This window comes from Acidovorax sp. M2(2025) (genome assembly GCF_049330835.1).
Lineage (GTDB): Bacteria > Pseudomonadota > Gammaproteobacteria > Burkholderiales > Burkholderiaceae_C > Acidovorax.
Genome location: NZ_CP186262.1, coordinates 1,791,168 through 1,814,464, shown reverse-complemented (window position 1 = coordinate 1,814,464; position 23,297 = coordinate 1,791,168). Strand labels below are relative to the sequence as shown.

The 23,297-nt window shown below is 67.2% G+C and carries 20 protein-coding genes; 11 read left to right on the top strand and 9 right to left on the bottom strand.

From position 1 onward, the window contains the following. Nucleotides 1–92: 92 nt before the first annotated feature. Both fghA and ACOYR3_RS08285 read left to right on the top strand, forming a co-directional pair. Nucleotides 93–950, top strand: coding sequence for an S-formylglutathione hydrolase (gene fghA, locus ACOYR3_RS08290; protein ID WP_422845972.1), 858 nt, complete (start codon nt 93–95; stop codon nt 948–950). Between the two features lie 55 nt (nt 951–1,005). Then, entirely contained in the window at nt 1,006–2,745 is a 1,740-nt protein-coding gene (locus ACOYR3_RS08285; RefSeq protein WP_422845971.1) for a phosphoethanolamine transferase, read from the top strand. Nucleotides 2,746–2,802: 57 nt separating this feature from the next. On the opposite strand, the gene ACOYR3_RS08280 is transcribed toward ACOYR3_RS08285, so the two are convergent. Further along, entirely contained in the window at nt 2,803–3,792 is a 990-nt protein-coding gene (locus tag ACOYR3_RS08280; RefSeq protein WP_422846552.1) for an NAD(P)H-quinone oxidoreductase, read from the bottom strand. 184 nt (nt 3,793–3,976) lie between these two features. On the opposite strand from ACOYR3_RS08280, the gene ACOYR3_RS08275 reads away from it, so the two are divergent. Beyond that, on the top strand, nt 3,977–4,846 hold the full coding sequence (locus ACOYR3_RS08275; protein WP_422845970.1) for a LysR family transcriptional regulator: 870 nt from the start codon (nt 3,977–3,979) through the stop codon (nt 4,844–4,846). Between the two features lie 350 nt (nt 4,847–5,196). After that, nucleotides 5,197–6,171 (top strand): LysR family transcriptional regulator, encoded by a 975-nt coding sequence (locus ACOYR3_RS08270; protein WP_422845969.1) that lies wholly within the window; start codon nt 5,197–5,199, stop codon nt 6,169–6,171. 44 nt (nt 6,172–6,215) lie between these two features. Here the strand turns inward: ACOYR3_RS08270 and ACOYR3_RS08265 are convergent, their stop codons facing one another. From ACOYR3_RS08265 to ACOYR3_RS08255, 3 genes are all read right to left on the bottom strand, one after another. After that, nucleotides 6,216–7,568, bottom strand: a complete 1,353-nt coding sequence (locus ACOYR3_RS08265) for an FAD-dependent oxidoreductase (RefSeq protein ID WP_422845968.1) — start codon at nt 7,566–7,568, stop codon at nt 6,216–6,218. A 16-nt stretch (nt 7,569–7,584) separates the two neighbouring features. Then, a complete protein-coding gene (locus ACOYR3_RS08260) occupies nt 7,585–7,890 on the bottom strand; it encodes a c-type cytochrome (protein ID WP_422845967.1) in 306 nt (101 codons plus the stop codon). Between the two features lie 201 nt (nt 7,891–8,091). After that, nucleotides 8,092–8,991 carry a LysR family transcriptional regulator gene (locus ACOYR3_RS08255; protein ID WP_422845966.1) on the bottom strand — a complete coding sequence of 300 codons (900 nt, stop codon included), beginning with the start codon at nt 8,989–8,991 and terminating at the stop codon, nt 8,092–8,094. A gap of 112 nt (nt 8,992–9,103) precedes the next feature. Between ACOYR3_RS08255 and ACOYR3_RS08250 the strand changes: the two genes are divergently transcribed. Then, nucleotides 9,104–10,165: a sodium-dependent bicarbonate transport family permease gene (locus tag ACOYR3_RS08250; RefSeq protein WP_422845965.1), complete on the top strand. Its 1,062-nt coding sequence runs from the start codon at nt 9,104–9,106 to the stop codon at nt 10,163–10,165. Nucleotides 10,166–10,627: 462 nt separating this feature from the next. Beyond that, nucleotides 10,628–12,274 (top strand): IPTL-CTERM sorting domain-containing protein, encoded by a 1,647-nt coding sequence (locus ACOYR3_RS08245; protein ID WP_422845964.1) that lies wholly within the window; start codon nt 10,628–10,630, stop codon nt 12,272–12,274. A gap of 120 nt (nt 12,275–12,394) precedes the next feature. On the opposite strand, the gene ACOYR3_RS08240 is transcribed toward ACOYR3_RS08245, so the two are convergent. Beyond that, nucleotides 12,395–13,618: a PA0069 family radical SAM protein gene (locus tag ACOYR3_RS08240; protein ID WP_422845963.1), complete on the bottom strand. Its 1,224-nt coding sequence runs from the start codon at nt 13,616–13,618 to the stop codon at nt 12,395–12,397. A gap of 175 nt (nt 13,619–13,793) precedes the next feature. On the opposite strand from ACOYR3_RS08240, the gene rnk reads away from it, so the two are divergent. Further along, nucleotides 13,794–14,207 (top strand): nucleoside diphosphate kinase regulator, encoded by a 414-nt coding sequence (rnk, locus tag ACOYR3_RS08235; RefSeq protein ID WP_422845962.1) that lies wholly within the window; start codon nt 13,794–13,796, stop codon nt 14,205–14,207. 61 nt (nt 14,208–14,268) lie between these two features. After that, nucleotides 14,269–14,646, top strand: coding sequence for a hypothetical protein (locus ACOYR3_RS08230; RefSeq protein WP_422845961.1), 378 nt, complete (start codon nt 14,269–14,271; stop codon nt 14,644–14,646). A 61-nt stretch (nt 14,647–14,707) separates the two neighbouring features. Here the strand turns inward: ACOYR3_RS08230 and ACOYR3_RS08225 are convergent, their stop codons facing one another. Beyond that, nucleotides 14,708–15,826 carry an acyltransferase family protein gene (locus ACOYR3_RS08225; protein WP_422845960.1) on the bottom strand — a complete coding sequence of 373 codons (1,119 nt, stop codon included), beginning with the start codon at nt 15,824–15,826 and terminating at the stop codon, nt 14,708–14,710. A 190-nt stretch (nt 15,827–16,016) separates the two neighbouring features. Between ACOYR3_RS08225 and ACOYR3_RS08220 the strand changes: the two genes are divergently transcribed. The 3 genes from ACOYR3_RS08220 to ACOYR3_RS08210 are packed head-to-tail and all read left to right on the top strand — an operon-like array spanning nt 16,017 to nt 19,030. Beyond that, complete coding sequence (locus ACOYR3_RS08220) at nt 16,017–16,628, top strand: GbsR/MarR family transcriptional regulator (protein WP_422845959.1); 612 nt, start codon at nt 16,017–16,019, stop codon at nt 16,626–16,628. Nucleotides 16,629–16,631: 3 nt separating this feature from the next. After that, nucleotides 16,632–18,032 (top strand): cytochrome ubiquinol oxidase subunit I, encoded by a 1,401-nt coding sequence (locus ACOYR3_RS08215; protein ID WP_422845958.1) that lies wholly within the window; start codon nt 16,632–16,634, stop codon nt 18,030–18,032. After that, nucleotides 18,020–19,030 carry a cytochrome d ubiquinol oxidase subunit II gene (locus tag ACOYR3_RS08210; protein ID WP_422845957.1) on the top strand — a complete coding sequence of 337 codons (1,011 nt, stop codon included), beginning with the start codon at nt 18,020–18,022 and terminating at the stop codon, nt 19,028–19,030. The genes ACOYR3_RS08215 and ACOYR3_RS08210 overlap by 13 nt, the downstream gene beginning before the upstream one ends. Nucleotides 19,031–19,073: 43 nt before the next feature. Here the strand turns inward: ACOYR3_RS08210 and ACOYR3_RS08205 are convergent, their stop codons facing one another. From ACOYR3_RS08205 to ACOYR3_RS08195, 3 genes are all read right to left on the bottom strand, one after another. Beyond that, the gene (locus ACOYR3_RS08205) at nt 19,074–20,216 is read right to left on the bottom strand and encodes an ABC transporter substrate-binding protein (RefSeq protein WP_422845956.1); all 1,143 of its coding nucleotides are present in this window, start codon (nt 20,214–20,216) and stop codon (nt 19,074–19,076) included. A gap of 179 nt (nt 20,217–20,395) precedes the next feature. Beyond that, nucleotides 20,396–21,349, bottom strand: coding sequence for an NAD(P)H-dependent flavin oxidoreductase (locus tag ACOYR3_RS08200; RefSeq protein ID WP_422845955.1), 954 nt, complete (start codon nt 21,347–21,349; stop codon nt 20,396–20,398). Nucleotides 21,350–21,500: 151 nt separating this feature from the next. Next, complete coding sequence (locus ACOYR3_RS08195; protein ID WP_422845954.1) at nt 21,501–23,291, bottom strand: acyl-CoA dehydrogenase; 1,791 nt, start codon at nt 23,289–23,291, stop codon at nt 21,501–21,503. Between the last annotated feature and the right edge of the window lie 6 nt (nt 23,292–23,297).

Genomic DNA, 23,297 nt, shown 5'->3' with positions numbered 1-23,297 from the left:
CATCAAGCGCTAGTAGCTATCAAAAGAAGAGCATTCGTTCGCCCCCCACCCCCTCCATCTTCCCCTTCACTCTTGTCTGGATCGGTGTCGCCATGTCCACCCCGTTTGAACTCCTGGGCAGCCACGCCTGCTTTGGCGGCGAGCAGCGCTTTTACCAGCACGCTTCCACCACCATCGGCCTGCCGATGAAGTTTGCGGTGTACCTGCCGCCCCAGGCGCAGCACGGCCCGGTGCCCGCGGTGCTGTACCTGGCGGGGCTGACCTGCACGGAGGAGACCTTCGTGGTCAAGGCCGGCGCCCAGCGTGTGGCGGCCGAGCTGGGCCTGGCGCTCATCGCGCCCGACACCAGCCCGCGCGGCGCCAATGTACCCGGCGAGGCCGACAGCTGGGACTTTGGCGTGGGCGCAGGCTTTTACCTGGATGCCACACAGCAGCCCTGGGCGCGCCACTGGCGCATGGAAAGCTACCTGCTGAACGAACTGCTGCCCCAGGTGGCCGCGCAGCTGCCCATCGACGGCCACCGGCTGGGCATCACCGGCCACTCGATGGGCGGGCATGGCGCCCTCACCCTGGCGCTGCGCCACCCGGGCCGGTTCCAGTCGCTCTCGGCCTTTGCGCCCATCTGCGCTCCCACCCGGTGCCCGTGGGGTGAAAAAGCCTTCACCGGCTACCTGGGCGCGGACCGCACGGCCTGGATCGAGCACGATGCCACCGTGCTCATGCAGCACCAGCCCGTGGCGCCCTACCCGGCCGGCATCCTCATCGACCAGGGCCTGGCCGACAAATTCCTGCCCGACCAGCTGCACCCGCACCTGCTGGAAGAAGCCTGCGCCGCCCTGGGCCAGCCCCTGACGCTGCGCCGCCACGCGGGCTATGACCACGGCTACTATTTCGTGCAGACCTTCATGGCCGACCACCTGCGCCACCACGCGAAAGCCCTGGGCCGCTAAACCCGACACCGCGCAGGTTAATTCCGCCTTAAGCCTCATCACCGACAGTCGGTCCATGCCTTTGTTTCTGCAGCGCCTGCTGCGCGCGCGCCCGCTCCCCGCGGGCGCCCCCCCCTCTCCTGCCACCCCCGACGCCTCCCGCCACCTGCACCCTGCGTGGGTGGTGGTGCTCATCAGCGCCTGGCTGGCCACCGCCTGCAATGTGCCGCTGTGGCGCGAAGTGGCCCAGCTGCCCGGCCAGGGCAGCCTGCGCGGCTGGGGCTTTGCCCTGGCCTTCGCGCTCATCGTCGCGGCGGGCAATGCGGCGCTGCTGAGCCTGCTGGCCTGGCGCTGGACGCTCAAGCCCGCCGCGGCCGTGCTGGTGGTGATGGCCGCCTTCGGCGCGTACTTCATGCTGGCCTACGGCATTGCCATCGACGCCAGCATGCTGACGAACGTGCTGCAGACCGACGTGCGCGAGGCCGGCGACCTGCTCAACTGGCGCATGGCCGCCACCGTGGGCGCCCTGGCCGTGCCGCCCCTGCTGTGGCTCTACCGCCGGCCCGTGCAGCGCCTGGGCGCGTTGCGGCATGTGGCGCACAACGGCCTGCTGCTGGTGGGCAGCGTCGTCGTCATCGTGGTGAGCCTGCTGCTGGTGTTCCAGGACTTCGCCTCCACCATGCGCAACCACACCCGGCTGCGCTACCTCATCAACCCGCTCAACAGCGTGTACGCGCTGGGCAACATCGCCACCAAGCCCCTGCGCATGGACACCAGCAAGCTGCTGCCGCTGGGCCGCGACGCGCAGCTGGGCGCCAGCTATGCCGGCCAGGCCCAACCCCCGCTGCTGGTGCTGGTGCTGGGCGAGACGGGGCGCAGCGGCAACTTCGGCCTCAACGGCTACGAGCGCGACACCACCCCGCGGCTCTCGGCCCGCAAGGACCTGGCCAGCGCCCGCAACGCCTGGTCGTGCGGCACCAGCACCGCGTCCTCGGTGCCGTGCATGTTCTCGCACCTGGGGCGCACGGGCTACGAGGGGCGCCCCGCCAACTACGAAAGCCTGATCGACGTGCTCCACCATGCCGGCCTGGCCGTGCTGTGGCTGGACAACCAGTCCGGCTGCAAAGGCGTGTGCGACCGGGTGGGCGAAACCATCACCGGCAAGCTGGACGACCCCGCCCTGTGCCCGACCCCTGGCGAATGCCTGGACCGCATCATGCTCAAGGACCTGGACGCTCGCATCGCCGCGCTGCCCGCCGAACAGCGCCAGCGCGGCACCGTGGTGGTGATGCACCAGATGGGCAGCCACGGCCCGGCGTACTCCAAGCGCTCGGCCGCCGAGCACAAGAAGTTCCTGCCCGAATGCACCTCCAACGCCCTGCAGGAGTGCGACCGCCAGCAGGTGGTGAACGCCTACGACAACAGCATCGTCGAAACCGACGTTTTTCTGGACTCCGTGCTCCAATGGCTCGCAACGCAAGAGGGTAAAGCGCAGGCAGCTATGATTTATGTAGCAGACCACGGCGAATCCCTGGGCGAGAACAACCTGTACCTGCACGGCCTGCCCTACAGCGTTGCGCCCGACGTGCAAAAGCACGTGCCCTGGATCACCTGGCTGTCGTCCGGCATGCAGGCACGCGCCGGCACGCCCACCGACTGCCTGCAGCGCGACCTGGCCGAGCGGCGCATCACGCACGACCACTACTTCCACTCCGTGCTGGGGCTGATGGACGTGAAGACCAGCGCCTACAACCCGGAGCTGGACATGTTTGCAGGTTGCCGACAGACAGCGGGCGCGGCCCGAGCGCCGGGCTGACGCGGTGTTGGGCCTGCGCGGGCGCATGCCCCCACCGCAGCGGAACTTCTGCGCTCCTTACGCCGCCCCGGGCAGCAGCAGAATCTTGCCGACGTTGGCGCCAGACTCCATGCGACGGTGGGCCTGCGCGGCGTCTGCCAACGGGTAAGTGCTGTCAATCACCGGCCGGATCGCACCGGCCGCCAGCGCGGGCAGCCACCGCGCGGCAAAGCGCTGCACCATGCCCTGCTTGACCTCGGGCGCGCGCGACTTCATCACCGTGCCAAAGATCTGCAGATGGCGGTACAGCACGGCGTCCATCGGCAACGCGGCGCCTTGCGCGCCACCCAGCAAGCCCACGGCCACCATGCGTCCGCCCACAGCCAACGACCGCACGTTGCGCTCCAGGTAGGGCCCGCCGATGAAGTCGATCACCACGTCCACGCCCTTGCCGTCCGTCGCTTGCGCCACCACGGCCGCAAAGTCCTCGCTGCGGTAGTCGATGAACACATCCGCGCCAAAGCCCAGCACGGCATCGCGCTTGTCACCGCTTGCCGTGGCAAACACCCGGGCACCCGCCGCTTTCGCCAGTTGCACCGCCGCCGAGCCCACGCCGCCTGCGGCCGCGTGGACCAGCACCGACTCGCCCGCCTGCAGGTTGGCCAGATGGAACAGCGCCTCGTGCGCGGTCACAAACACCTCCGCCACCGCACCCGCGGCCACAAGATCCAGGCCCATCGGCACGTGCATGGCCATGCGGTGGTCCATGCGCGACAGCTCGGCGTAGGCCCCGCCGCCCACAATGCCCATCACACGGTCGCCCACGGCAAAGCCGTGCACCAGCGGGCCCACCGCGGCCACCGTGCCCGCAATCTCCAGCCCCATGGTGTCCGCATCGCCAAAGTACGCGCGGCCATAGGCCCCCTTGCGGTGCAACAGGTCAGCGCGGTTCACGCCGATGGAGGCGTTGCGCACCAGCAGATCGTGCGGGCGCCCCTCGGGGGTCGGCACCTCGCGGGCCACCAGCACCTCAGGCCCGCCGAAGTCGTCGAACACGACGGCCTGCATGGTGGGCGGTACGGCGGTTGGCACCGTGGCGGGATGTTGTTCACTCAAAGCGGTGGGCATGGGTTGCGGTCCTCAAAAATGTCGCTCAGGCCTGCAAGGTTACAGCGCCAACACACCATTCAAACGCAGCAATTTCGCTGTGTTGTGATGCAAAATTGCATCACTACCCCCGAGAAAAACCACGATGAACTGGGACGACACCCGCGTCTTTCTCGCGCTGACAAGAGCCGCCTCCTTGCGCGCCGCTGCGCGCAGCCTGGGCGTCGACCAGGCCACCGTGGGGCGGCGGCTGAATGCACTGGAGGCCGAGCTGGGCGCCAAGCTGTTCCTGCGCGCCAAAGATGGATACCTGCTCACGCCGGCGGGCGAAACGGCCCTGGCAGCCGCCCGCCGCATGGAAAGCGCAGCCCTCGACCTGCGCACCAAAATCGAAGGCCAGGACGAAAACCCCGGCGGCATCGTGCGCGTCACCAGCACCGACTCCATCGCCATCGACCTGCTCCTGCCCGCCATCGAGCGGCTGCAGCAACACTGGCCCCACATCCGTGTGGACCTGGAGGTCTCCACCCAGTTGCTCAGCCTCAGCCGCAGGCAGGTGGACATCGCGTTTCGCAACGTCCGCCCGGAGACGCCCGACCTGGTCGTGCGCCGCGTGGCGACCTGGCCGGTGGGCCTGTTTGCCAGCGCAGGCTATATCGAACGCTTTGGCGACCCCGTGCCCGACGACGAGCTGCGCGGCCACCACCTGGTGGCCTACGGCCCCTACCTGGAGCAAAGCCCGTTTCTCACCATGGCCGGCGTGCCCGCCCGCCAGGCCCGCATCGCCATGGCCGTGCGCTCCAGCCTGCTGGTGCGCAAGGCGGTGGCAGCGGGCATTGGCCTGGGTGAGATGCCGGTGTGGATGGGCGAGCGCGAAGGCCTGGTCCGCATTTGGCCCCAACGCCGCCGCGCCACCGACTACGAGGTCTGGCAAGTCATGCACCCCGACCTGCAGCGCACCGCCCGCGTCCGCGCCACGGCAGAGTTTTTGTCCAAGGCATTTGGCGACGAATAGCAGGGAAAGGCTGCCTTGGGCTCGAAGCGCATGGGCAAGCAACCACCCCAACAAGCAGCGGGGGACATAAGCTGCTGAGCCATACTCCAGCGCCACCCCCTCTGCCCTATTCGCCGCGCAGTGCCATGCCACACGCTGTCCGGCACCAGGAACAAGGCGCCAAAGGCGCCTTCTACGTAGAAAACGGCGGTCAGCGCCTTGCCGAAATGACCTCAGCCGCACCAACAGGGCGATGGTCATCGTGGACCACACCGAGGTGGACCATCACTCAGCGGGCAAGGTGTCGGGCGCGAGTTGCTGGGCGCACTGGTGCAGTGGGCGCGCGCCAAGGGCACCAAGGTGGTCCCGCTGTGCACTATGCCAAGGCACAGTTCGCCAAGGACGCGTCTCTTCGGGATGGCTGGTTTAGATCCAGCTTTGCGCGCGCCGCGGAACACTTGGGCCTGTCGCCCTCTGCGCTGAGCCAGACGAATCGCCAGCTCGAAGCCCGGCCGGGCGCGCGGCTGCTGAGCCGCACCACCCGCAGCGTGGCGCCCACGGCGACGGGGGCGCAGCTGTACGCACGCATCGCGCCACTGTTCCGCGACATGGCCGACGCGGTGGCCGAGGCCAGTGCGGCGGCAGGCCAGATGGGCGGGACGCTGCGCATCAACACGCTGGCCATGGCGGCCACGCAGGTCGTCGCACCGCGGCTGGGCCGCTTTCACCAGGCGCACCCGGACGTGGCGCTGGACATCGTGGTGGACGACGGGCTCAGCGACATCGTCGCGGGCCGCTTCGATGCCGGCATTCGCGTGGGTGGCCGGCTGGAAAAAGACATGATTGCCGTGCGCCTGACCCCGGACGTGAAGATGGTCGCCGTGGCATCGCCCGGCTACCTGGCACGGCACGGCACGCCGCAGTCGCCGGCCGACCTGCACGGCCATGCCTGCATCAACTGGCGGCTTCAGGTGGACGGGCGTACCTACCGCTGGGAGTTCGCAAAGAAAGGAAAGCGGTTAGAGGTTGCCGCGCAAGGGCCGCTGGTCACCAACCACTCGGACATCGGCGTGGCCGCGGCGTTGCAGGGGCTGGGCATTGCGTATGCGTTCGACCGCGCGCGGGTGGACGAGTCCATCGACCAGGGGCTGCTGGTGCCGGTGCTCGCCGACTGGTCGGTGGCAAAGCACGGCCTGTTCCTGTACTACTCGAACCGCCGCCACCCATCCCCCGCGTTGAGCGCTTTCATCGACTGCCTGTTGGACCGCGACCTGCCGCAGCCCCGGCCCGCGGTGCAATCCCCTGCCATGGCGACTGCTGCGGTGCGAAGAGTGCCCAGGCGGTGAGGCGTGCCATGGGGCCGCGATGGCGTGCCGGCCGGCACGATGGATCAGGCGAACGAATCCGCCATCAGCGCCTTGAACCAGGTGGACATCTCGCCGAAGTTGCGCTGGTTCCAGCCGACCGACGCCGCCGACGACGCCGGAACCACCTTCATCGCCTGCGTCGCGGCGTCGTACTGGAATGCCGCCGTCAACCACGACGCCTGGCTCATGGTGATGGTCGAGTAGCAGGCCGAATTGGTGACCGGCGCAGGGTCGGGCGCCAGGCCCGACAGCAGGCGGCTGATTGCATCGGCGCACACCTTGGCCTCCTGGTTGGCGATGTGGCCGGCCTTGGGCTGCGTGGTGGCACTGCTGTCGCCAATGACGTGCACCTTGTCCGCGCCGGCCACCGTGCTGGCATAGCTGAGCACGTTGACCCCGGCAAAGCGCCCCTCGGTGGCGTTGGCCAGGCCGCTGCCGACAATCAGCTTGCCCGCCCTCTGGCGCGGAATGAGGTTGACCACATCCCCCCGGAACACGCCCTGCGTGGTGCTCACCTGCATGCTGGCGGGGTCCACCTGGGTGACGCTGGCGTTGTTGACGTACTCGATCACGCCGGCATGCAGCCCGAAGAATGCGCTGGAGAAGTTGTCCTTCTCGGTCACGAAATCGGGGTTGGCATCCAGCACCACCAGCTTGCCGCCCGGGTGGCGGGCCTTGAGCCAGTCGGCCAGCAGGCACGCACGCTCGTAAGGCCCCGGCGGGCAGCGGTACGGCACCTGCGGAATGGTGAGGATGACCGTGCCGTTGCTGGGCAGGCTCGCCAGCTGGCTGGCCAGCAAGGCCGTCTGCGGGCCGGCACTCCAGGCGTGGGGCATCTTGTTCGAGCCCGCCATCCCCGGCACATCGTCAAAGTCGATCCCCGGCGACAGCACGATGCGGTCCGCCGCCAGCACCGTGCCCGTGCTCAGCGTCACCTTCACGCCCACGGGGTCGATCTGGACCACATCGCCCAGCACCACCTTCACGCCGTATTTGCTGATCAGGGTGTCGTACCTGAAGTCCTGGCTGGCCAGGGTGCGCTGGCCGGTCAACACCAGGCTGCTCATGATGTTCGAGGTGTACGAACTGGCCCGCTCCACCAAGGTGACCTCGATCCCGTCGCCCCACAGGCGCAGGTACTTGGCCACTGTCGCGCCGCCCATGCCGCCACCCACCACGATCACCCGGGATTTGACGGGCCCGTTGGGCACGGTCACCGGCGACCCGGGAGACCCCGGCGATCCAGGAGCATCGTGGCCCGCATCCGAACCAACCCCTTGCGGGTCCGCTTCGGCCGAACCGCCGCCACCGCAGCCCGCCAGCATGCCGGCCGCGACACTGGCGGCCGTCGCGTTCAGGAAATTGCGTCGTTTCATCGTGTTCCCCTTGTGTTCATTTCTGCGCTGCAAACCACGCCGAGATCAGCCGGAGCTGCTCATCGGTGTACGCCATGGCATGTCGCGCCATGATTCCGTTGCTCTCTTTTCCCGACTGGAACTGCTTGAGGTCTTTGTAGATTTCGTCGGTGGATTTGCCCGCCAGGCTGTCAAAGCCCGGCCCCTTGCCATTGGTGCCATGGCACTGAAAGCAGTTGGACGCCAGCAGGCGGCCAGGCTGGGCGACCTGGGCCTGGGCCACCGGCACCGTGGCCAGCGGCAGCACGGCGAGGATCGCCATCGCGGCAGTACGTTTCCCCATCTGAGTCTCCTTTGAACATCACGCGCCGTCGACGACAGGTCGACTCGCTCGCGGACAGTCCGGACGGTAGAAGTCCAAGATGAAGAAAGGCTGAAGAAAGCCAGCGCCTGCGCGGCGAGGTTGCGTTAGCGCAAGACGCGGCGTGCCGCCGCCCGTGGGGGCGCAAATTTGCAGCCGACGATTTCCAAGCCCGACAGGCTTCTAGTCCCTGGGGGCCCAGCCCTGCGCCTGCGCCACCAGGTGCGCGCGGAACACCTCCGCAATCGGCGACAGCTGCTTGCCCTTGGGCCAGACCAGGTGCCAATGCGACCGGATGGGAAAGCCCTGCACATTGAGGATGGCCAGGCCCTCGTGTCGGGGGCCGAGGCTGTGGCGCGAGAGGACGGAAACGCCCAGCTGGCCCTCCACCGACTCCTTGATGGCCTCGTTGCTGCCCAGCTCCAGCACGGCGCCCGGGGCAAAGCCCCGCTGGCGCAAGTGCGCGTCGGTGGCCATGCGCGTGCCCGAGCCCTTTTCGCGCAGGAGGAAGCGCTCGCCCTGCAATTGCTCCAGCCTGACGCGTTTTTTGAGCGCCAAGGGATGCCCGGCGGGCGCAATGACGACCAGCGGATTGGGCATGAGGATGTGGTCTTCCAGCGGCAGGTCGCCGGGCGGCATGGACATGACATAGAGGTCGTCCAGGTTGGCGCGCAGCCGCGTGATGACGTGGTCGCGGTTGAGCACTTCCAGCGAGATGTCGATCTGCGGATGCAGCTTGCAGAAGCTGCCCAGGAGGCGCGGCACAAAGTACTTGGCGGTGCTGACCACCGCGACCTTCAGGCGCCCGCTGGTCAGGCCCTTGGCGCCGGCGACACGCTGCTCGAACGCGTCCCACTCGCCTGCGATGGCGCGTGCCGTGCTGGCCAGGGCGTGCCCAGCCTGCGTGAGGTGCACGCGGCGCGACACCACTTCGTACAGCGGCAGGCCCACGGCCTGCGTCACCTCGCGCAACTGCATGGATGCCGTGGGCTGCGTGACATGCATGACCCGGGCCGCCGCACTGACGCTGCCGGTTTCGGCCAGCGCCAGAAAGAGGCGCAGCTGGCGAAAGGTGATGTTCATAGGTTTTTATCTATGCATTGCCCTGTTCGAATCGATTTTACTTGCGCGCCTTGGATGCCTACCATGGCTTCTCCAAACAAGTTGACGCAGTTGCGGAGTAGAAAGAAGAGCCATGCAAAGTCTGCTGGACCCGGCGATCCTGTTTTTTGCCCTGGGCGTGTTTGCGGGGGTGGTGCGTTCGAACCTGGAAATGCCCTCCGCCATTTCCCGGTTCCTGTCGATCTACCTGTTGATGGCACTGGGGCTGAAGGGGGGCTTCGCGCTGGCGGCCTCGGGGTTCACGGCCAGCGTCGCCAGCAGCCTGGGGCTGGCGGTGCTGCTGGCGGTGGTGGTGCCGCTGGCGGGGTTTGCCGTGCTGCGCCGCATGCTCTCAGGCTTCAACGCCGCGGCCGTGGCGGCCACCTACGGCTCGGTCAGCGCCGTCACGTTCGTCACCGCAACGCAGTACCTGGAAGCCCAGCACATCGCCTACGGCGGTTACATGGCCGCAGCCATGGCCTTGATGGAATCCCCCGCCATCATCCTGGCCGTGCTGCTGGCCAACGCATTGCGGCAGCAACAGGCCGCAGCCGCCCACCCGGCGACCGTGGTGGGGGTGGCAGGCAGCGGCGCAGCCCTGCTGGGCGCGCCGGGCTTGGGCACTGCCGCCCCGCACCGGGCGGACCACGGCGGGCAGCCTTTGTCGATGGGCAAGATCCTGCACGAATCCTTCACCGACGGAACGCAGCTGCTGCTGTTGGGCGCGATGGTGATCGGCATGGCCACGGGCGACGCGGGCAAGGCGGCCATGCAGCCGTTCTCGGGCGACCTGTTCAAAGGCATGCTGTGCCTGTTCCTGCTGGACATGGGCCTGGCCACCGCTCGCAACCTGCCCGCGGTGCGGCAGCAGTCGCCCTGGCTGCTGGCGTATGCCGTGCTGGGCCCCATCAGCCACGCCACGCTGGCCCTGGGCTTGGCCTGGCTGCTGCAGGTGCCCGCCGGCGATGCCGTGCTGCTGATGGTGCTGGCAGCCAGCGCGTCCTACATCGCTGTGCCGGCCGTGGTGCGGTATGCCATTCCGGAAGCCCATCCGTCGCTGTACGTAAGCCTGTCGCTGGGGGTGACGTTCCCGCTCAATATCGTGCTGGGCATCCCCGTGTACGCCCAGGTGGTGGAGCGGGTGTGGGGTGGATGAGGAGGGCCGCCCGCAGCCACCACGCACCTCGCATCCGCACACGCCACAAGCGGCTATCAATTTGATAGCTGCTTGCACTTATCCTCCAAGCGCTACAACCCCATCTGCACAATATTCTTATGCCCGAAACCACCGATCCACCGGTGCATGCGCGCGTTCCTTACCTTCAAAAACCCCTGCGCCCGCAGCGACAGCGACCGCGCATCGGACCGAATTGCGAGAGTCCCATGCAACAGGCCGCACGGCCCAAATGCGGACATTTATATATTGCAAGAATCTTTTCCTGCAGATAACTTCAATGTCCAGCAAGGCGCTTCCTCCCGGCAACTCGTCGGAGTCAGTGCGACCCCCCTCACTTGCGATCTTGCGGCCCTGCTCTTCGGCAAAGCACTGTCGAGAGTTGCTCTTCCACTCCCTCGCTGGACGACTGATCACATGTCTCGAATTTCGATACTCCCGCTTGTGCTCGCCACACTCCTCGGCCTTGCCGCCCAGAGTCAGGCCCAAACCATTCTGTACCAGGAAAATTTCGGCACTGCTTGCAACTCTTCCCCAGCGGCCGTTCCAGCGCCTTTGATCACGCACAACGGCGATGGCCTCACGGCGGCGGCGAGCGTCTCCTATGTCAACAATGCGTGGGTCGTGCGCGATGATTTCGGACGCGAAATCGGCAACTGCGCCGCTTTCAGCACCTCTTGGTATGCCCCGCCTGGCACCGCGGACGACTGGTTGATCCTCCCGCAGGTCACTGCTACGGCCGGCACGCGACTGTCCTGGAGGGCCGTCGCTTACGACCTCGACTTCCGCGACGGCTATGAAGTCCGCCTCTCTACTGGAGGTAGTAACCCCAGCGACTTCACGACCGTGCTGCTGACGGTTGGGCAAGAAGCAGCTGCCTGGACCCCCCACGAGTTGTCATTGGCGGCATATGCCGGACAGACAGTCCGCATCGCATTCCGCAACAACTCCAATGACAAGTTTCTGTTGCTGCTGGACGATTTGCTGATTCAGGATGTTCCAACCGGCGCCTGTGGTGCGGCGCAAGGCGGACTCTTCTCATCGGCTCCGGCTGCCGATCTCTGCAGCGCAGGGACGGCATCGGCAGTCACGGCCAACCTGTCGACCTACAACTGGACCTGTGGCGGCGCTGGGGTGGTCTCTCCGGCGAATTGTTCCGCAGACAAGGGCTATGACGTGGCTGTGACCGCCTCGCCGCCCGGCGGCGGTTCCGCTGCCTGTACAAGCAACCCGGTCGTCCACGGCGGCAACACGACCTGTACACCCACGGCATCCACAGGCTACTCTTTCACCAACTGGTCGGGCGACTGCTCTGGATCAACCTGCGTGCTTGGCAACGTCACCAGTTCGCGCAGTGTCCAGGCCAACTTCGCGCTGAACACGTATGGCATCGGCACCCAAGTGCTCCCTGCTGGGGCAGGCACCGTGAGCTGCACAAACAACCCCGTGACACATGGAGATAGCACGACATGCACCTACAGCGCGAATCCAGGCTACACGTTCACCCACTGGAGCGGGGATTGCTTGGGTGCCACATGCAACATTGCCGCAGTTACCAGTTCCAAATCAGTGACTGCCAACTTCGTTTCCCAGTCACAAACTCTCAGCACCCCCGGTGGGAACGTGGTACTGCGGGTAGGTGGAACATGGGGTATCACCAGCACCAACCAGACACCTGCGGCCGCTCCTGCGCCTAGCGAGAGTTCCTATCCGTATGGGCAAATGGGGTTTCGGGCTGTGGGTCCGGCAGGCGGGTCGTTGACCGTGACACTCACCTTCCCATCACCGATCCCTGTGGGGTCGAAGCTGCTCAAGTACACGGGCAGCACCTGGGTGGAATGGCCCACAACGCCCGTTGGGGACAATGCGCTGAGCTTTACCGTCAGCGATGCACAGAATGCGGGCTCCACAGGAGCCTCCACGGGAGACCTCAACGCAACTCCGGGAATCATTGATGATCCGGTAGCGCTGGCGGTTCCATTGGCAGCAGGAGCGGCGGCGATCCCTACGCTGTCTCAGTGGGCCCTCATTCTTCTTTCTTCTCTTGTTGGGATTTTCGGATTTGCCTGGACACGACGGCGCGGAACCTGACCCAGCAGATGGTCTGTCGGTCGCTGGCGCATGCGGCCGGGGCAGCTTTGCCGGAACCCGTCCGCGGCCACCGCATCAATCTGCGCTTTGTGGCGCGGCGCAGCCAGTCGCTGGCAGGGATCAAAACAAGCTGCTCTGCCCCCGCAGGTGCCCGGGCCGGAACAGCCCCAGGTCCAGTTCCTCGCGCTCGCTGTTCAGCCCCAGGCGCCGGCAGGTGGCGGCAAACCGCTGGCGCAGCAGGTCGGCCCACAGGCCGCTGCCTTTCATGCGGGTGGCAAAGTCGCTCTGGTACGCCTTGCCCGCGGTGCGTTCCGGCGCGCTGAGGTTGTGCAGGTCCTGCACGCGCGCCATCACGCGGGCGGCGCGCTGGGGGTAGTGCACCTGCAGCCATTCCTGGAACAAGGCGTTCAGTTCCCAGGGCAGTCGCAGCACGGTGTAGAAGGCGGTGCGGGCGCCGGCTTCGCGGGCGGCCTCCAGCACCTGCTCCATGTCTTCGGTGACGAAAGGAATCTGCGGCGCCACGCTCACCCCCACCGGCACCCCGGCGTCGGCCAGCGCGCGAATGGTCCGCAGGCGCCGGTACGGCGCCGCGGCGCGCGGCTCCATGCGCCGCGCCAGTTCGGCATCCAGCGTGGTGATGGTGACGTACACCGCCGCCAGCCGCTGCGCGGCCAGCGGGGACAGCAGGTCCAGGTCGCGCTCCACCCCGCTGGATTTGGTGATGAGCGAGAAAGGGTGCCGCGCTTCCCGCATCACTTCGATGACGCCGCGGGTCAGGCGCAGATCGCGCTCCACCGGCTGGTAGCAGTCCGTGGCCGAGCCGATGTTGATTAACCGGGGCACATAGCGCGGCTGCGCCAGTTCCTGCCGCAGGACCTGGGCAATGTTGTGCTTGGCGACGATCTGCGTCTCGAAGTCCAGGCCCGGCGAGAAGTTGAGGTAGCTGTGGGTGGGCCGCGCATAGCAGTAGATGCAGCCGTGCTCGCAGCCCCGGTACGGGTTGACCGACGACTCGAAAAAGATGTCCGGCGAGTCGTTGGACGTGATTGCGCTGCGCGCGGTCTCCAGGTGCACGCGGGTGGCCGGGGCGGGCGCGCCATCTTCTTCGTCCAGCGGCGGCGCACTGCCATACGGGGCGCCGCCGGCATCCTCGGCATGGGGTGGAGGCACGGGGCCAGGCGCTGTTCGACCCCAGCCGTCATCCACCGCCTCGCGCTGGTCTCGCGCAAACCGGTGGGGCATGGCGCTGGCGGCGCCCCGGCCCCGAACCGCCTGCAGGGGAATGCGGACGGTCTCGGGGCCGGCCGGCAGGTCGGAACGGTCGGTGGTGATGGGGCGCGGCATGAAGGCAGAGCGAATGGGTTGGACCCGAAAAACTGTATTTTTGTACAGTATCACATTCGCTGACAGGCGTCCATCCACGACCGCCCGGAAGGCCCATAGACCGCGCGCACCAGTGCGACATTGCCGATCGTCTACAGTCCCGCGCTTTGTCCCCCACCATCCGAAGAGGTACCCCATGGCGCGCAAGCCGCAAATCACCCTGTCATCGCTCGACGTAGAACGCATTGAAGCCCTGCTGGCCGCCCTCCCCGCCAGCGTGTTCCCGGGCAAGGCCGATCTGCAGGCAGAGCTCGACCGGGCGGATGTGGTGGCGCCCGAAGAGATTCCGCCCAATGTGGTCACCATGAACTCGACCGTGCAGTTCTCCATGCTGGAAACGGGCAAGGAGTTCTGCCTGACGCTGGTGTACCCGCGCGACGCCGACGGCACGGCGGACCGCATCTCCGTGCTGGCCCCCGTGGGCAGCGCGCTGCTGGGCCTGGCCGTGGGCGACGAGCTGGCCTGGCCGGGGCCTGGCGGCAAGTCGATGACGGTGCGCGTGAAGGACATCCTGTACCAGCCCGAAAGCGCCGGCGAACTGCACCGCTGAAGCGGCGCGGCCATCGGGGGGTTGGCGCGCAGCCGCCTGTGCCGCGACAATGGCCTCCGCCATGAACACGCCGCCCCCCGAGACCCCGCAGCCGCCCGAGGCCTTCGACCCCGACTCGACCGTCGCCTTCCAGCGGCGCATGGAGCGCGCTCCCGAGTGGTTCTGCTCGTTCCTGGCCGGCAACAGCCGCGAAAAAAGCCGGCTCAAGCGGGAGATGGCCACCCTGCGGGGATCGGTGGTCTGGCTGGTGCAGCAGCGCCGGCAAGGCAACTGGGACGCGGCCGAGCGGACCCATCTGCGGGAGGTGATGCGCTCGGCGTCCTCCGTGAGCCCCTATCTGCTGGTCTGGGTGGTCCCGGGGTCCATGCTCATCCTGCCGTTCATGGCCTGGTTCCTGGACCGCCAGCGCAAACGGCGCGAGCGCAAGCGCCTGGATTGACGGCGCGCCTCCGACGCTGCGCACGCGCCGGCCCCGCACGGTAGCGGACGGCCGCGATGGCTCAGGCCCAGTTGCTGGACAGCGCCACGAGCATGCCTGCGCCCACCAGCCCCGCCTGCCACCGCAGCGCGGTGGACCAGGACGGCACATGCCGCTCCACACGCAGATAGAGCTGGCGCCCCGCAGCGAGCGAGAGGCCGAAGGCCAGCAGCATCCCCAGCGCATTGAGTTCCTGCGACGCCGGCCACAAGTGGCTGACCACGGCATTGACCAGCAGGCACACGGCAAAATGCACGAGGAACACCGAGTACGACATGCGCCCGATCTCCACCAGGGGGGCAAAGCCGCGCACCGCCTTCAGCGGCTCCGAGCGCAGGGCGGCCACCAGGCACAGCGCCGTCACCAGCGCTACCAGAATGCGGCCGCGGAAGTCCAGTGCCAGTGCCATGCCGCCCAGCAGCAGGATGACGGCCGTCCAGGCCCAGGGCCGGGACGAATGCACCGCCCAGTACGCCAGCATCCCCAGACCGTAGGCGCCAAAGAAGTAGACCGCCCACATATCCAGCCCGGGCAGGCGATTGAAGATCCACAGTGAGGCGGCCACGCCCACCACCACCAGCGTTTGCACCAGACGGGCGGCGTGCTGCCGCGCCCAGGCCCCCAGGCACGCACGGACTGCGGCCCAGACCAGCGCGCTCAGGGCAAAGAGCTGGAAGTCGATGGCCACGTACCACACCCCGGCGGACAGGGCATCCTCCCCCACGATGTCCTGCAGCAAGAGGGCATTGGCCAACAGCTGCGACAGCGTGGGCTCGTCCGGCACGGAGGGGTGGGCCATGAACGGCCGCACCAGCGCCGCCACCAGCACCGTCAGCAGCAAGGCCACGGCGTACGGCACCACCAGGCGGATAAACCGCTTGGCGACGGCATTGCCCGCGTGCCCGAAGCGGGGCACGCCCTGGGGTGCGAGGCTGGCCGTGGCCAGGTAGCCGCCCAGCACCAGGAACACCTGCACGGCCATGCGCCCGTAGTCATAGAGCCAGCCGATCAGCCCGGGCGCCAGGGGCTGGGCAATGTCCGACATCGGTCCGTAAAACGCCAGGTGGTGCCAGACGATGGTGATGCATGCCAAGCCCTTGACCATGTCGATCAAGGGCATTCGGGAAGGTGTGGAGGACATCGCGGAGCGGGCGGCGGGCAGGAGCTGCGGCAGCCGTACTTCAGGAGAAACCCCTATTGTCGCCCTGTCTTGCCATTTTGGGGAGTCCCCCGTGTGCGCCCCTGGCCCGAACAGCGTTCCTTTTCCCGTGATTTTCTGAAATTTCAGTAATTACTGAAATTTCAGAAAATTTGGCGCACAATGCCGCTTCATGACCTACATCAACCCTTTGCCACCTTTGAACCGCCAATTCGTGGCGCACTTTGGCGAGATGGGCAGCCGCTGGGGCGTGAACCGCACGGTGGGCCAGATCTACGCGCTGCTGTTCCTGTCGCCACGCCCCCTGGCCGCCGACGAGATCGCGGACACGCTGGCGTTCTCCCGCTCGAACGTGAGCATGGGGCTCAAGGAGCTGCAAGCCTGGCGGCTGGTCAAGCTCAGCCACCAGCCCGGCGACCGGCGCGAGTACTTCGAGGCGCCGCAGGACGTCTGGGAGATCTTCCGCACCCTTGCCGAGGAGCGCCGGCGCCGCGAGGTCGAGCCCACGCTGTCGATGCTGCGCATGGCCCTGCTGGAAAAAGCCGCTACGGACGAAGAGCGCCACGCCCAGGAGCGGATGCGCCAGATGCACGATCTCATCGACCGCCTGATGGCCTGGTTCGACGACGTGCAGCGCCTGGCGCCCGACACCGCGCTGCAACTGATGGGCATGGGCGCCGCGGTGGCGCGGGTGCTGGAATTCAAGGACCGCGTCACCGGCAAGAGCGCAGCGGCAAGCGCCCCGGCACCTGCCACCGGCGCCGCCAGCAGCCCGGGAGCCTGACGCATGGACACCTTCACCCTGTCGCGCCTTCAGTTCGCGGCCAACATCAGCTTTCACATCCTGTTCCCCACCATCACGATCGCGTTGTGCTGGTTCCTGGTGTTCTTCCGGCTGCGGCACACCGCCACCCAGGGCACGCCGGCCGCGCAGGGCTGGGAGCAGGCCTACTACTTCTGGACCAAGGTGTTCGCGCTCACCTTCGCCCTGGGCGTGGTCTCCGGCATCACCATGAGCTTCCAGTTCGGGACCAACTGGCCCGGCTTCATGGAGCACGCGGGCAACATCGCCGGCCCCTTGCTGGGCTACGAAGTGCTCACGGCGTTTTTCCTGGAGGCAACGTTCCTGGGCATCATGCTGTTCGGGCGCCAGCGCGTGTCCGAGCGCATGCACCTGGTGGCCACGCTCATGGTGGCGCTGGGCACCACGCTCTCGGCCTTCTGGATCCTGAGCCTGAACTCGTGGATGCAGACGCCCGCGGGCTACGAGATCATCGATGGCAAGTTCCACGCGGTGGACTGGCTGGCCATTGTGTTCAACCCCTCGTTCCCGTACCGGCTGGGCCACAAGCTGCTGGCGTCCACGCTCACGGCCGGGTTCCTGATCGCGGGCGTGAGCGCCTGGCAGCTTGTGAAAGGCGCCGCCAACGACGGAACGCGCCGGGCCTTGCGCACCGCCATCACGGCCGTGGCCATTGCGATACCACTGCAGATCTTCATGGGAGACCTGCACGGCCTGAACACGCTGGAGCATCAGCCCGCCAAGATCGCCGCCATTGAAGGCATCTGGCACACCGAAAAAAGCGCGCCGCTCACGCTGTCCGGCTGGCCCAACGAGAAGGACGGGCGTACCGACTACGCCCTGCAGATCCCGCACGCTGCCAGCCTGATCCTGGCGCACGATATCAACGCGGAGCTGAAGGGCCTGAACGAATTTCCGGGGGCCCATCCACCCGTGGCACCCGTGTTCTGGAGTTTCCGCGTGATGGTCGGCATGGGCCTGTTGATGCTGGCCGTGGCCTGGACGAGCGCGTGGCTGCTGCACCGCCATCGCACGCGCGACCTGGCCACCCTGCCCCGCGCCCTGCTGTACACGCTGGTGGGCATGACGTTCTCGGGCTGGGTGGCCACCCTGGCCGGTTGGTACGTTACCGAAATAGGCCGCCAGCCGTACCTGGTCTATGGCCTGTTCCGCACGGCCGATGCCGTGGCCGCGCACGCACCGGCCATGGTGGCGGGCACGCTGGCGGCCTACCTCACCGTGTACGTGCTGCTGCTGGTCGCCTATGTGGGCGTCATCAAGTACATGGCCGAACACCCTGCCGTGCCCGCGCCCGCCACCCCCGGGCGCGGGCACGCCGCCCCCACCGCACCGACCACCCCTGAGGAGGCAGCATGGAAGCAATGAACTGGGCCACCGCCCTGCCGCTGGCCTTCATGGCCGTGATGGGCCTGGCGCTGCTGGCGTACGTGGTCCTGGACGGCTACGACCTCGGTGTCGGCATCCTGCTGCCCTTTGCCACCGATGCGGAGAAGGACGTCATGGTGTCCAGCATCGGCCCGTTCTGGGACGCCAACGAAACCTGGCTGGTGCTGGGCGTGGGCGTGCTGCTGGTGTGCTTTCCCATCGCGCACGGCGTGGTGCTCTCGGCCCTGTACCTGCCGGTGGCGGTCATGCTGGTGGGGCTGGTGCTGCGCGGCGTGGCATTCGACTTCCGGGTCAAGGCGCGGGACGCGCACAAGACCACCTGGAACCGCCTCTTCGCCGCAGGCTCGCTGGTAGCCACGCTGGCGCAGGGATGGATGCTGGGCGCCTACATCACGGGGTTCCAGAACGATCTCTGGGGACTGCTGTTTTCCACCGGCATCGCCATCACCCTGCCAGCCGCCTACGCCATGCTGGGCGCCGGCTGGCTGCTGATGAAAACCGAGGGCGCCCTGCAGCGCAAGGCCGCGCGCTGGGGCCAGGGAGCACTGTGGCCCATGGGGTTCGCGCTCATGGGCATTTCGCTGGCCACGCCCCTGGTCAGCCAGACGGTGTTTGCCAAATGGTTTGCGCTGCCGGAACTGTTTGCGCTGCTGCCGATTCCGCTGGCCTGCGTGGCGGCGTTCTTTGCCATCCGCCATGTGCTGGTCACGCCCCGGGTGGTGAATGCGGGTTACGGCTGGGTCGTGTTTGCCGCCACGGTGCTGATCTTCGTGCTGGCCTTCTTCGGCCTGGCCTACAGCATCTACCCCTACATCGTGATCGACCGCCTGACGGTGTGGCAGGCGGCCAGCGCCACCGAGTCGCTGGTGGTGGTGGGCATCGGCGTGGCCATCACGCTGCCCGCGATCATTGTCTACACCCTCTACATGTACCGGGTGTTCTGGGGCAAGGCGCGCGAGCTGACGTACGGGCTTTGACCAGCGGCGCGGCCCACCGGCCGCAGCGCCCCCGGAGGCCCATTCAATACCGCAGGCTGCCCTCGGCGTCCACGATGGCCAGCTCCACGTAGCTGGAGCCGTTGTGGTTCTTGGGCGAGTACTTGACGCTGAAGCGGCCAAATGCGATCTCGCCCGCGTCCTCCAGGGTCTTGGTGAACGATTCGGTGGTCAGGTTGCGCCCCGTGCGGCGCAGGCCCTCCACCAGCAGCCGCGCGTGCACGAAGCCTTCGAACTGCGAGGCCGAAGGCTGGGCCGCGGGCGACTTGGCGCGCAGCAGGGCCAGGTATTCCGCCACCACCGGCACGGTGGTGTTGCGCAGCGACGGCATGATCTGCGCCAGGATGATGCCGCGCGCCTTGTCCTTGAGGTCGCGCTGGATCACATCCATGCTGGCCACCGAAAAGCCGTAGAAGGCCGGCCGCGCCGCGGTGGCCTGCACCGCCTTGACGTAGCTGGTGAAGGTGGCGCCCGCGGTCGCCAGGATCACGGCCTGGGGCTGCGCGGCTTCGGTGGCGCGGGCCGCGGCGGTGAAGTCGGGCTGCTTGGCATCCAGCTTGATCTCCGCCACGAAGGCCAGCTTTTCCTCGTCCGAGGCCTTTTTCAGCTCGGCCAGCAGCGTCTTGCCCAGGCCGTCGTCCGGGTAGAACACCGCCACGCGGGTGATGCCCTGCTGGCGCAGCTGCGAGACGATCTTGGCCGCCTCGGCGGCGTAGCCCGCACGGACGTGGAACACATAGGGGTTGAAGGTTTCACGGAACGCCGAGGCGCCGGTGACCGGCCCGAACAGCAGCGTGCGGTGCTCCTTGACCAGCGGCAGGATGGCCGCCGTCTGGGCCGTGCCGGTGCTGTGGAAGATCATGAAGACCTTGTCGTTCTCCAGCAGCTGGCGCGTGTTCTCCACCGCCTTTGGCGTGTCGAACCCGTCGTCCAGGGTGGTGTAGCGGATCATGCGGCCGTGCACGCCGCCCTGGGCATTGACTGCATCGAACAGGAGCCGCGAGCCCTCGCCATACTGCGCCGTCTGCGGCCCCAGCGGCCCGGACAGCACGGCCGAGGCGCCCAGCCGGATCTCGTCGGCGGTCACGCCCTCGTTGCGGGCCTGGGCCAGGCCTGCGGCGCCCAGGGCGCCCACGGCCAGCGCCAACGCCAGTAGCTTGCGAAGCATTGCGAATTCCCCCAAGGATGGTTGAACCGGCGCGCCTCGCCGCAAAGCCCGGCGCCCAGTTAGTTATGGGTCATCATCGCTTTGCGGGGGCCGTGCCGTCTATTGGGGGTTTGCCCGGTCGCGCTGGATTGGCAGCGGGGGCAGGGCCTGCCACCCGCGCGCCGCGCGGCCGGCGGGGGTCAGAGCTTCAGGCGCGCGCGGGCCGCCTCGTACTCGGCGCGGAACTTGCCCACCAGTTCGGCCGTGCTGGTCACTGCGCTGATCGCGCCAATGCCCTGGCCGCAGCCCCAGATGTCCTTCCACGCCTTTTGCGCACCGCCGCCGAAGTTCATCTTGCTGGGGTCCGATTCGGGCAGGTTGTCCGGATCCAGCCCCGCCGCACGGATGGAGGGCGCCAGGTAGTTGCCGTGCACGCCGGTGAACAGGTTGCTGTACACGATGTCGTCCGAGTTGCTGTCCACGATGGCCTGCTTGTACGCATCCACGGCCCGCGCCTCGTGCGTGGCGATGAAGGCCGAGCCGATGTAGGCAAAGTCCGCGCCCATGGCCTGGGCGGCCAGGATGGCGCCGCCCGAGGCAATGGAGCCCGACAGGGCCAGCGGGCCGTCAAACCACTGGCGGATTTCCTGGATCAGCGCAAACGGGCTCTTGGTGCCCGCGTGGCCGCCCGCGCCCGCCGCCACGGCGATCAGCCCGTCCGCACCCTTTTCGATCGCCTTGTGCGCGAACTTGTTGTTGATGATGTCGTGCAGCACCACGCCGCCCCAGCCGTGCACGGCCTGGTTCACGTCTTCGCGCGCGCCCAGGCTGGTGATGATGATCGGCACCTTGTACTTGGCGCAGACCTGCATGTCGTGCTCCAGCCGGTCGTTGCTCTTGTGCACGATCTGGTTGATGGCGAAGGGCGCTGCAGGCTTGTCGGGGTTCGCTTTGTTGTAGGCCGCCAGGGTCTCGGTGATCTCGGCCAGCCATTCATCCAGCAGCTCGGCGGGACGCGCATTGAGGGCGGGCATGGAACCCACCACGCCGGCCTTGCACTGTTCGATCACGAGCTTGGGATTGCTGATGATGAACAGCGGCGAGCCGATGACGGGCAGCGACAGGTTTTGCAACACGGGGGGCAGTTTGGACATGGCGACGACTTCCAGGACAGGTTTTGAACGAAATAGCCCTCTAGCGCTTATCCATCAAGCGCTAGCAGCTATTATTTTTATAGTATGGCCTGCACCCTGCACAGGCCTTGTCTCACTCCTCAAGGGACGGGGGACGCCCGTTCAGCAAGCTTCAGAAGGCTTCCAGAGCCAGCTCGGTCACGCTGGCCGCGCCGTCCACAATGCTGTCGCGCAGGCCGGGGGCCTTCACCAGGATGTGGTCGGCGTAGAACTGCGCCGTGGTGATTTTTGCGCGCATGAAGGCTTGGTCCTGTCCCTTTTGCAACAGGTCCTGGGCCACCAGCAGGCTGCGCGCCAGCTGCCAGCCGGCCACCACATTGCCCGCCAGCATCAGGTAGGGCACGCTGCCCGCGAACACGGCATTGGGGCTGGCCTTGGTGCCGCCGGCCACGAAGTCGATCACATCCACCAGCGCCTTGCGCGCGGCCGTCAGGCGCTTGGCCACGGCCAGGGCAGCGGGCGTGCCGCTGGCCAGCAGTTCACCCTCGGTCTTCTCGATCTGCGCGGCAATGCCCTTGGCCACCTGCCCGCCGTCGCGCGCCGTCTTGCGGCCCACGAGGTCGTTGGCCTGGATGGCGGTGGTGCCTTCGTAGATGGTGAGGATCTTGGCGTCGCGGTAGTACTGCGCGGCGCCCGTCTCTTCGATGAAGCCCATGCCGCCGTGCACCTGCACGCCCAGGCTCGTCACTTCCTGGCTCATCTCGGTGCTGTAGCCCTTGACCAGCGGCACCATGAATTCGTAGAAGGCCTGGTTCTGCTTGCGCGTGTCGGCATCGGGGTGGTGGTGCGCGGCGTCGAACGCAGCGGCGGCCACGGTGGACATGGCGCGGCAACCCTCGGTGTAGGCGCGCATGGTCATGAGCATGCGCTTCACGTCGGGGTGGTGGATGATGGGCGCGCTGGCGGCGATGCTGCCGTCCACCGGGCGGCTTTGCACGCGGTCTTTCGCGTACTGCACGGCCTTCTGGTACGCGCGCTCGGCAATCGCGATGCCCTGCATGCCCACGGCGTAGCGGGCGGCATTCATCATGATGAACATGTATTCAAGGCCGCGGTTTTCTTCACCGACGAGGTAGCCCACGGCGCCCCCATGGTCGCCAAACTGCAGCACGGCCGTGGGCGATGCCTTGATGCCCAGCTTGTGCTCGATGCTCACGCAGTGCGCGTCGTTGCGCGCGCCCAGCGAGCCGTCCTTGTTCACCAGGAACTTGGGTACCACGAACAGGCTGATGCCCTTGACGCCTTCGGGCGCGCCCTGCACGCGGGCCAGCACCAGGTGCACGATGTTCTCGGCCATGTCGTGTTCACCGTAGGTGATGAAGATCTTGGTGCCGAAGACCTTGTAGGTGCCGTCGGGCTGGGGTTCGGCACGGGTGCGCACCAGGGCCAGGTCCGAGCCCGCCTGGGGTTCGGTCAGGTTCATGGTGCCGGTCCACTCGCCGGTCACCAGCTTCTCCAGGTACGTGGCCTTGAGCTCGTCGCTGCCGGCGGTGAGCAGCGCCTCGATGGCGCCGTCGGTCAGCAGCGGGCACAGCGCGAAGCTCATGTTGGCGCTGTTGGTCATCTCGATGCAGGCCGCGCCGATCGTCTTGGGCAGGCCCTGGCCGCCAAAGTCGGCCGGGTGCTGCAGGCCCTGCCAGCCGCCCTCGGCGTACTGGCGGAAGGCTTGCTTGAAGCCGGGGGTGGTGGTGACCACGCCGTTGTTCCAGCTCGACGGGTTCTTGTCGCCTTCCCAGTTGAGCGGGGCCAGCACACCCTCGTTGAACTTCGCGCACTCTTCCAGCACGGCGGCGGCGGTGTCCAGGCCGGCGTCTTCAAAGCCGGGAATCTGCGCGATCTGTTCGATGTTGGCCAGGTGCTCGATGTCGAACAGCATGTCCTTGACGGGGGCGGTGTAGCTCATGGGGGT

Bases quoted from the DNA above. Each gene is read 5' to 3' on its own strand.
- fghA (WP_422845972.1), top strand. From the start codon at position 93: ATGTCCACCCCGTTTGAACTCCTGGGCAGCCACGCCTGCTTTGGCGGC.
- ACOYR3_RS08285 (WP_422845971.1), top strand. From the start codon at position 1,006: ATGCCTTTGTTTCTGCAGCGCCTGCTGCGCGCGCGCCCGCTCCCCGCG.
- ACOYR3_RS08280 (WP_422846552.1), bottom strand. From the start codon at position 3,792: ATGCAGGCCGTCGTGTTCGACGACTTCGGCGGGCCTGAGGTGCTGGTG.
- ACOYR3_RS08275 (WP_422845970.1), top strand. From the start codon at position 3,977: ATGAACTGGGACGACACCCGCGTCTTTCTCGCGCTGACAAGAGCCGCC.
- ACOYR3_RS08265 (WP_422845968.1), bottom strand. From the start codon at position 7,568: ATGAAACGACGCAATTTCCTGAACGCGACGGCCGCCAGTGTCGCGGCC.
- ACOYR3_RS08260 (WP_422845967.1), bottom strand. From the start codon at position 7,890: ATGGGGAAACGTACTGCCGCGATGGCGATCCTCGCCGTGCTGCCGCTG.
- ACOYR3_RS08255 (WP_422845966.1), bottom strand. From the start codon at position 8,991: ATGAACATCACCTTTCGCCAGCTGCGCCTCTTTCTGGCGCTGGCCGAA.
- ACOYR3_RS08250 (WP_422845965.1), top strand. From the start codon at position 9,104: ATGCAAAGTCTGCTGGACCCGGCGATCCTGTTTTTTGCCCTGGGCGTG.
- ACOYR3_RS08240 (WP_422845963.1), bottom strand. From the start codon at position 13,618: ATGCCGCGCCCCATCACCACCGACCGTTCCGACCTGCCGGCCGGCCCC.
- rnk (WP_422845962.1), top strand. From the start codon at position 13,794: ATGGCGCGCAAGCCGCAAATCACCCTGTCATCGCTCGACGTAGAACGC.
- ACOYR3_RS08230 (WP_422845961.1), top strand. From the start codon at position 14,269: ATGAACACGCCGCCCCCCGAGACCCCGCAGCCGCCCGAGGCCTTCGAC.
- ACOYR3_RS08225 (WP_422845960.1), bottom strand. From the start codon at position 15,826: ATGTCCTCCACACCTTCCCGAATGCCCTTGATCGACATGGTCAAGGGC.
- ACOYR3_RS08220 (WP_422845959.1), top strand. From the start codon at position 16,017: ATGACCTACATCAACCCTTTGCCACCTTTGAACCGCCAATTCGTGGCG.
- ACOYR3_RS08215 (WP_422845958.1), top strand. From the start codon at position 16,632: ATGGACACCTTCACCCTGTCGCGCCTTCAGTTCGCGGCCAACATCAGC.
- ACOYR3_RS08210 (WP_422845957.1), top strand. From the start codon at position 18,020: ATGGAAGCAATGAACTGGGCCACCGCCCTGCCGCTGGCCTTCATGGCC.
- ACOYR3_RS08205 (WP_422845956.1), bottom strand. From the start codon at position 20,216: ATGCTTCGCAAGCTACTGGCGTTGGCGCTGGCCGTGGGCGCCCTGGGC.
- ACOYR3_RS08200 (WP_422845955.1), bottom strand. From the start codon at position 21,349: ATGTCCAAACTGCCCCCCGTGTTGCAAAACCTGTCGCTGCCCGTCATC.
- ACOYR3_RS08195 (WP_422845954.1), bottom strand. From the start codon at position 23,291: ATGAGCTACACCGCCCCCGTCAAGGACATGCTGTTCGACATCGAGCAC.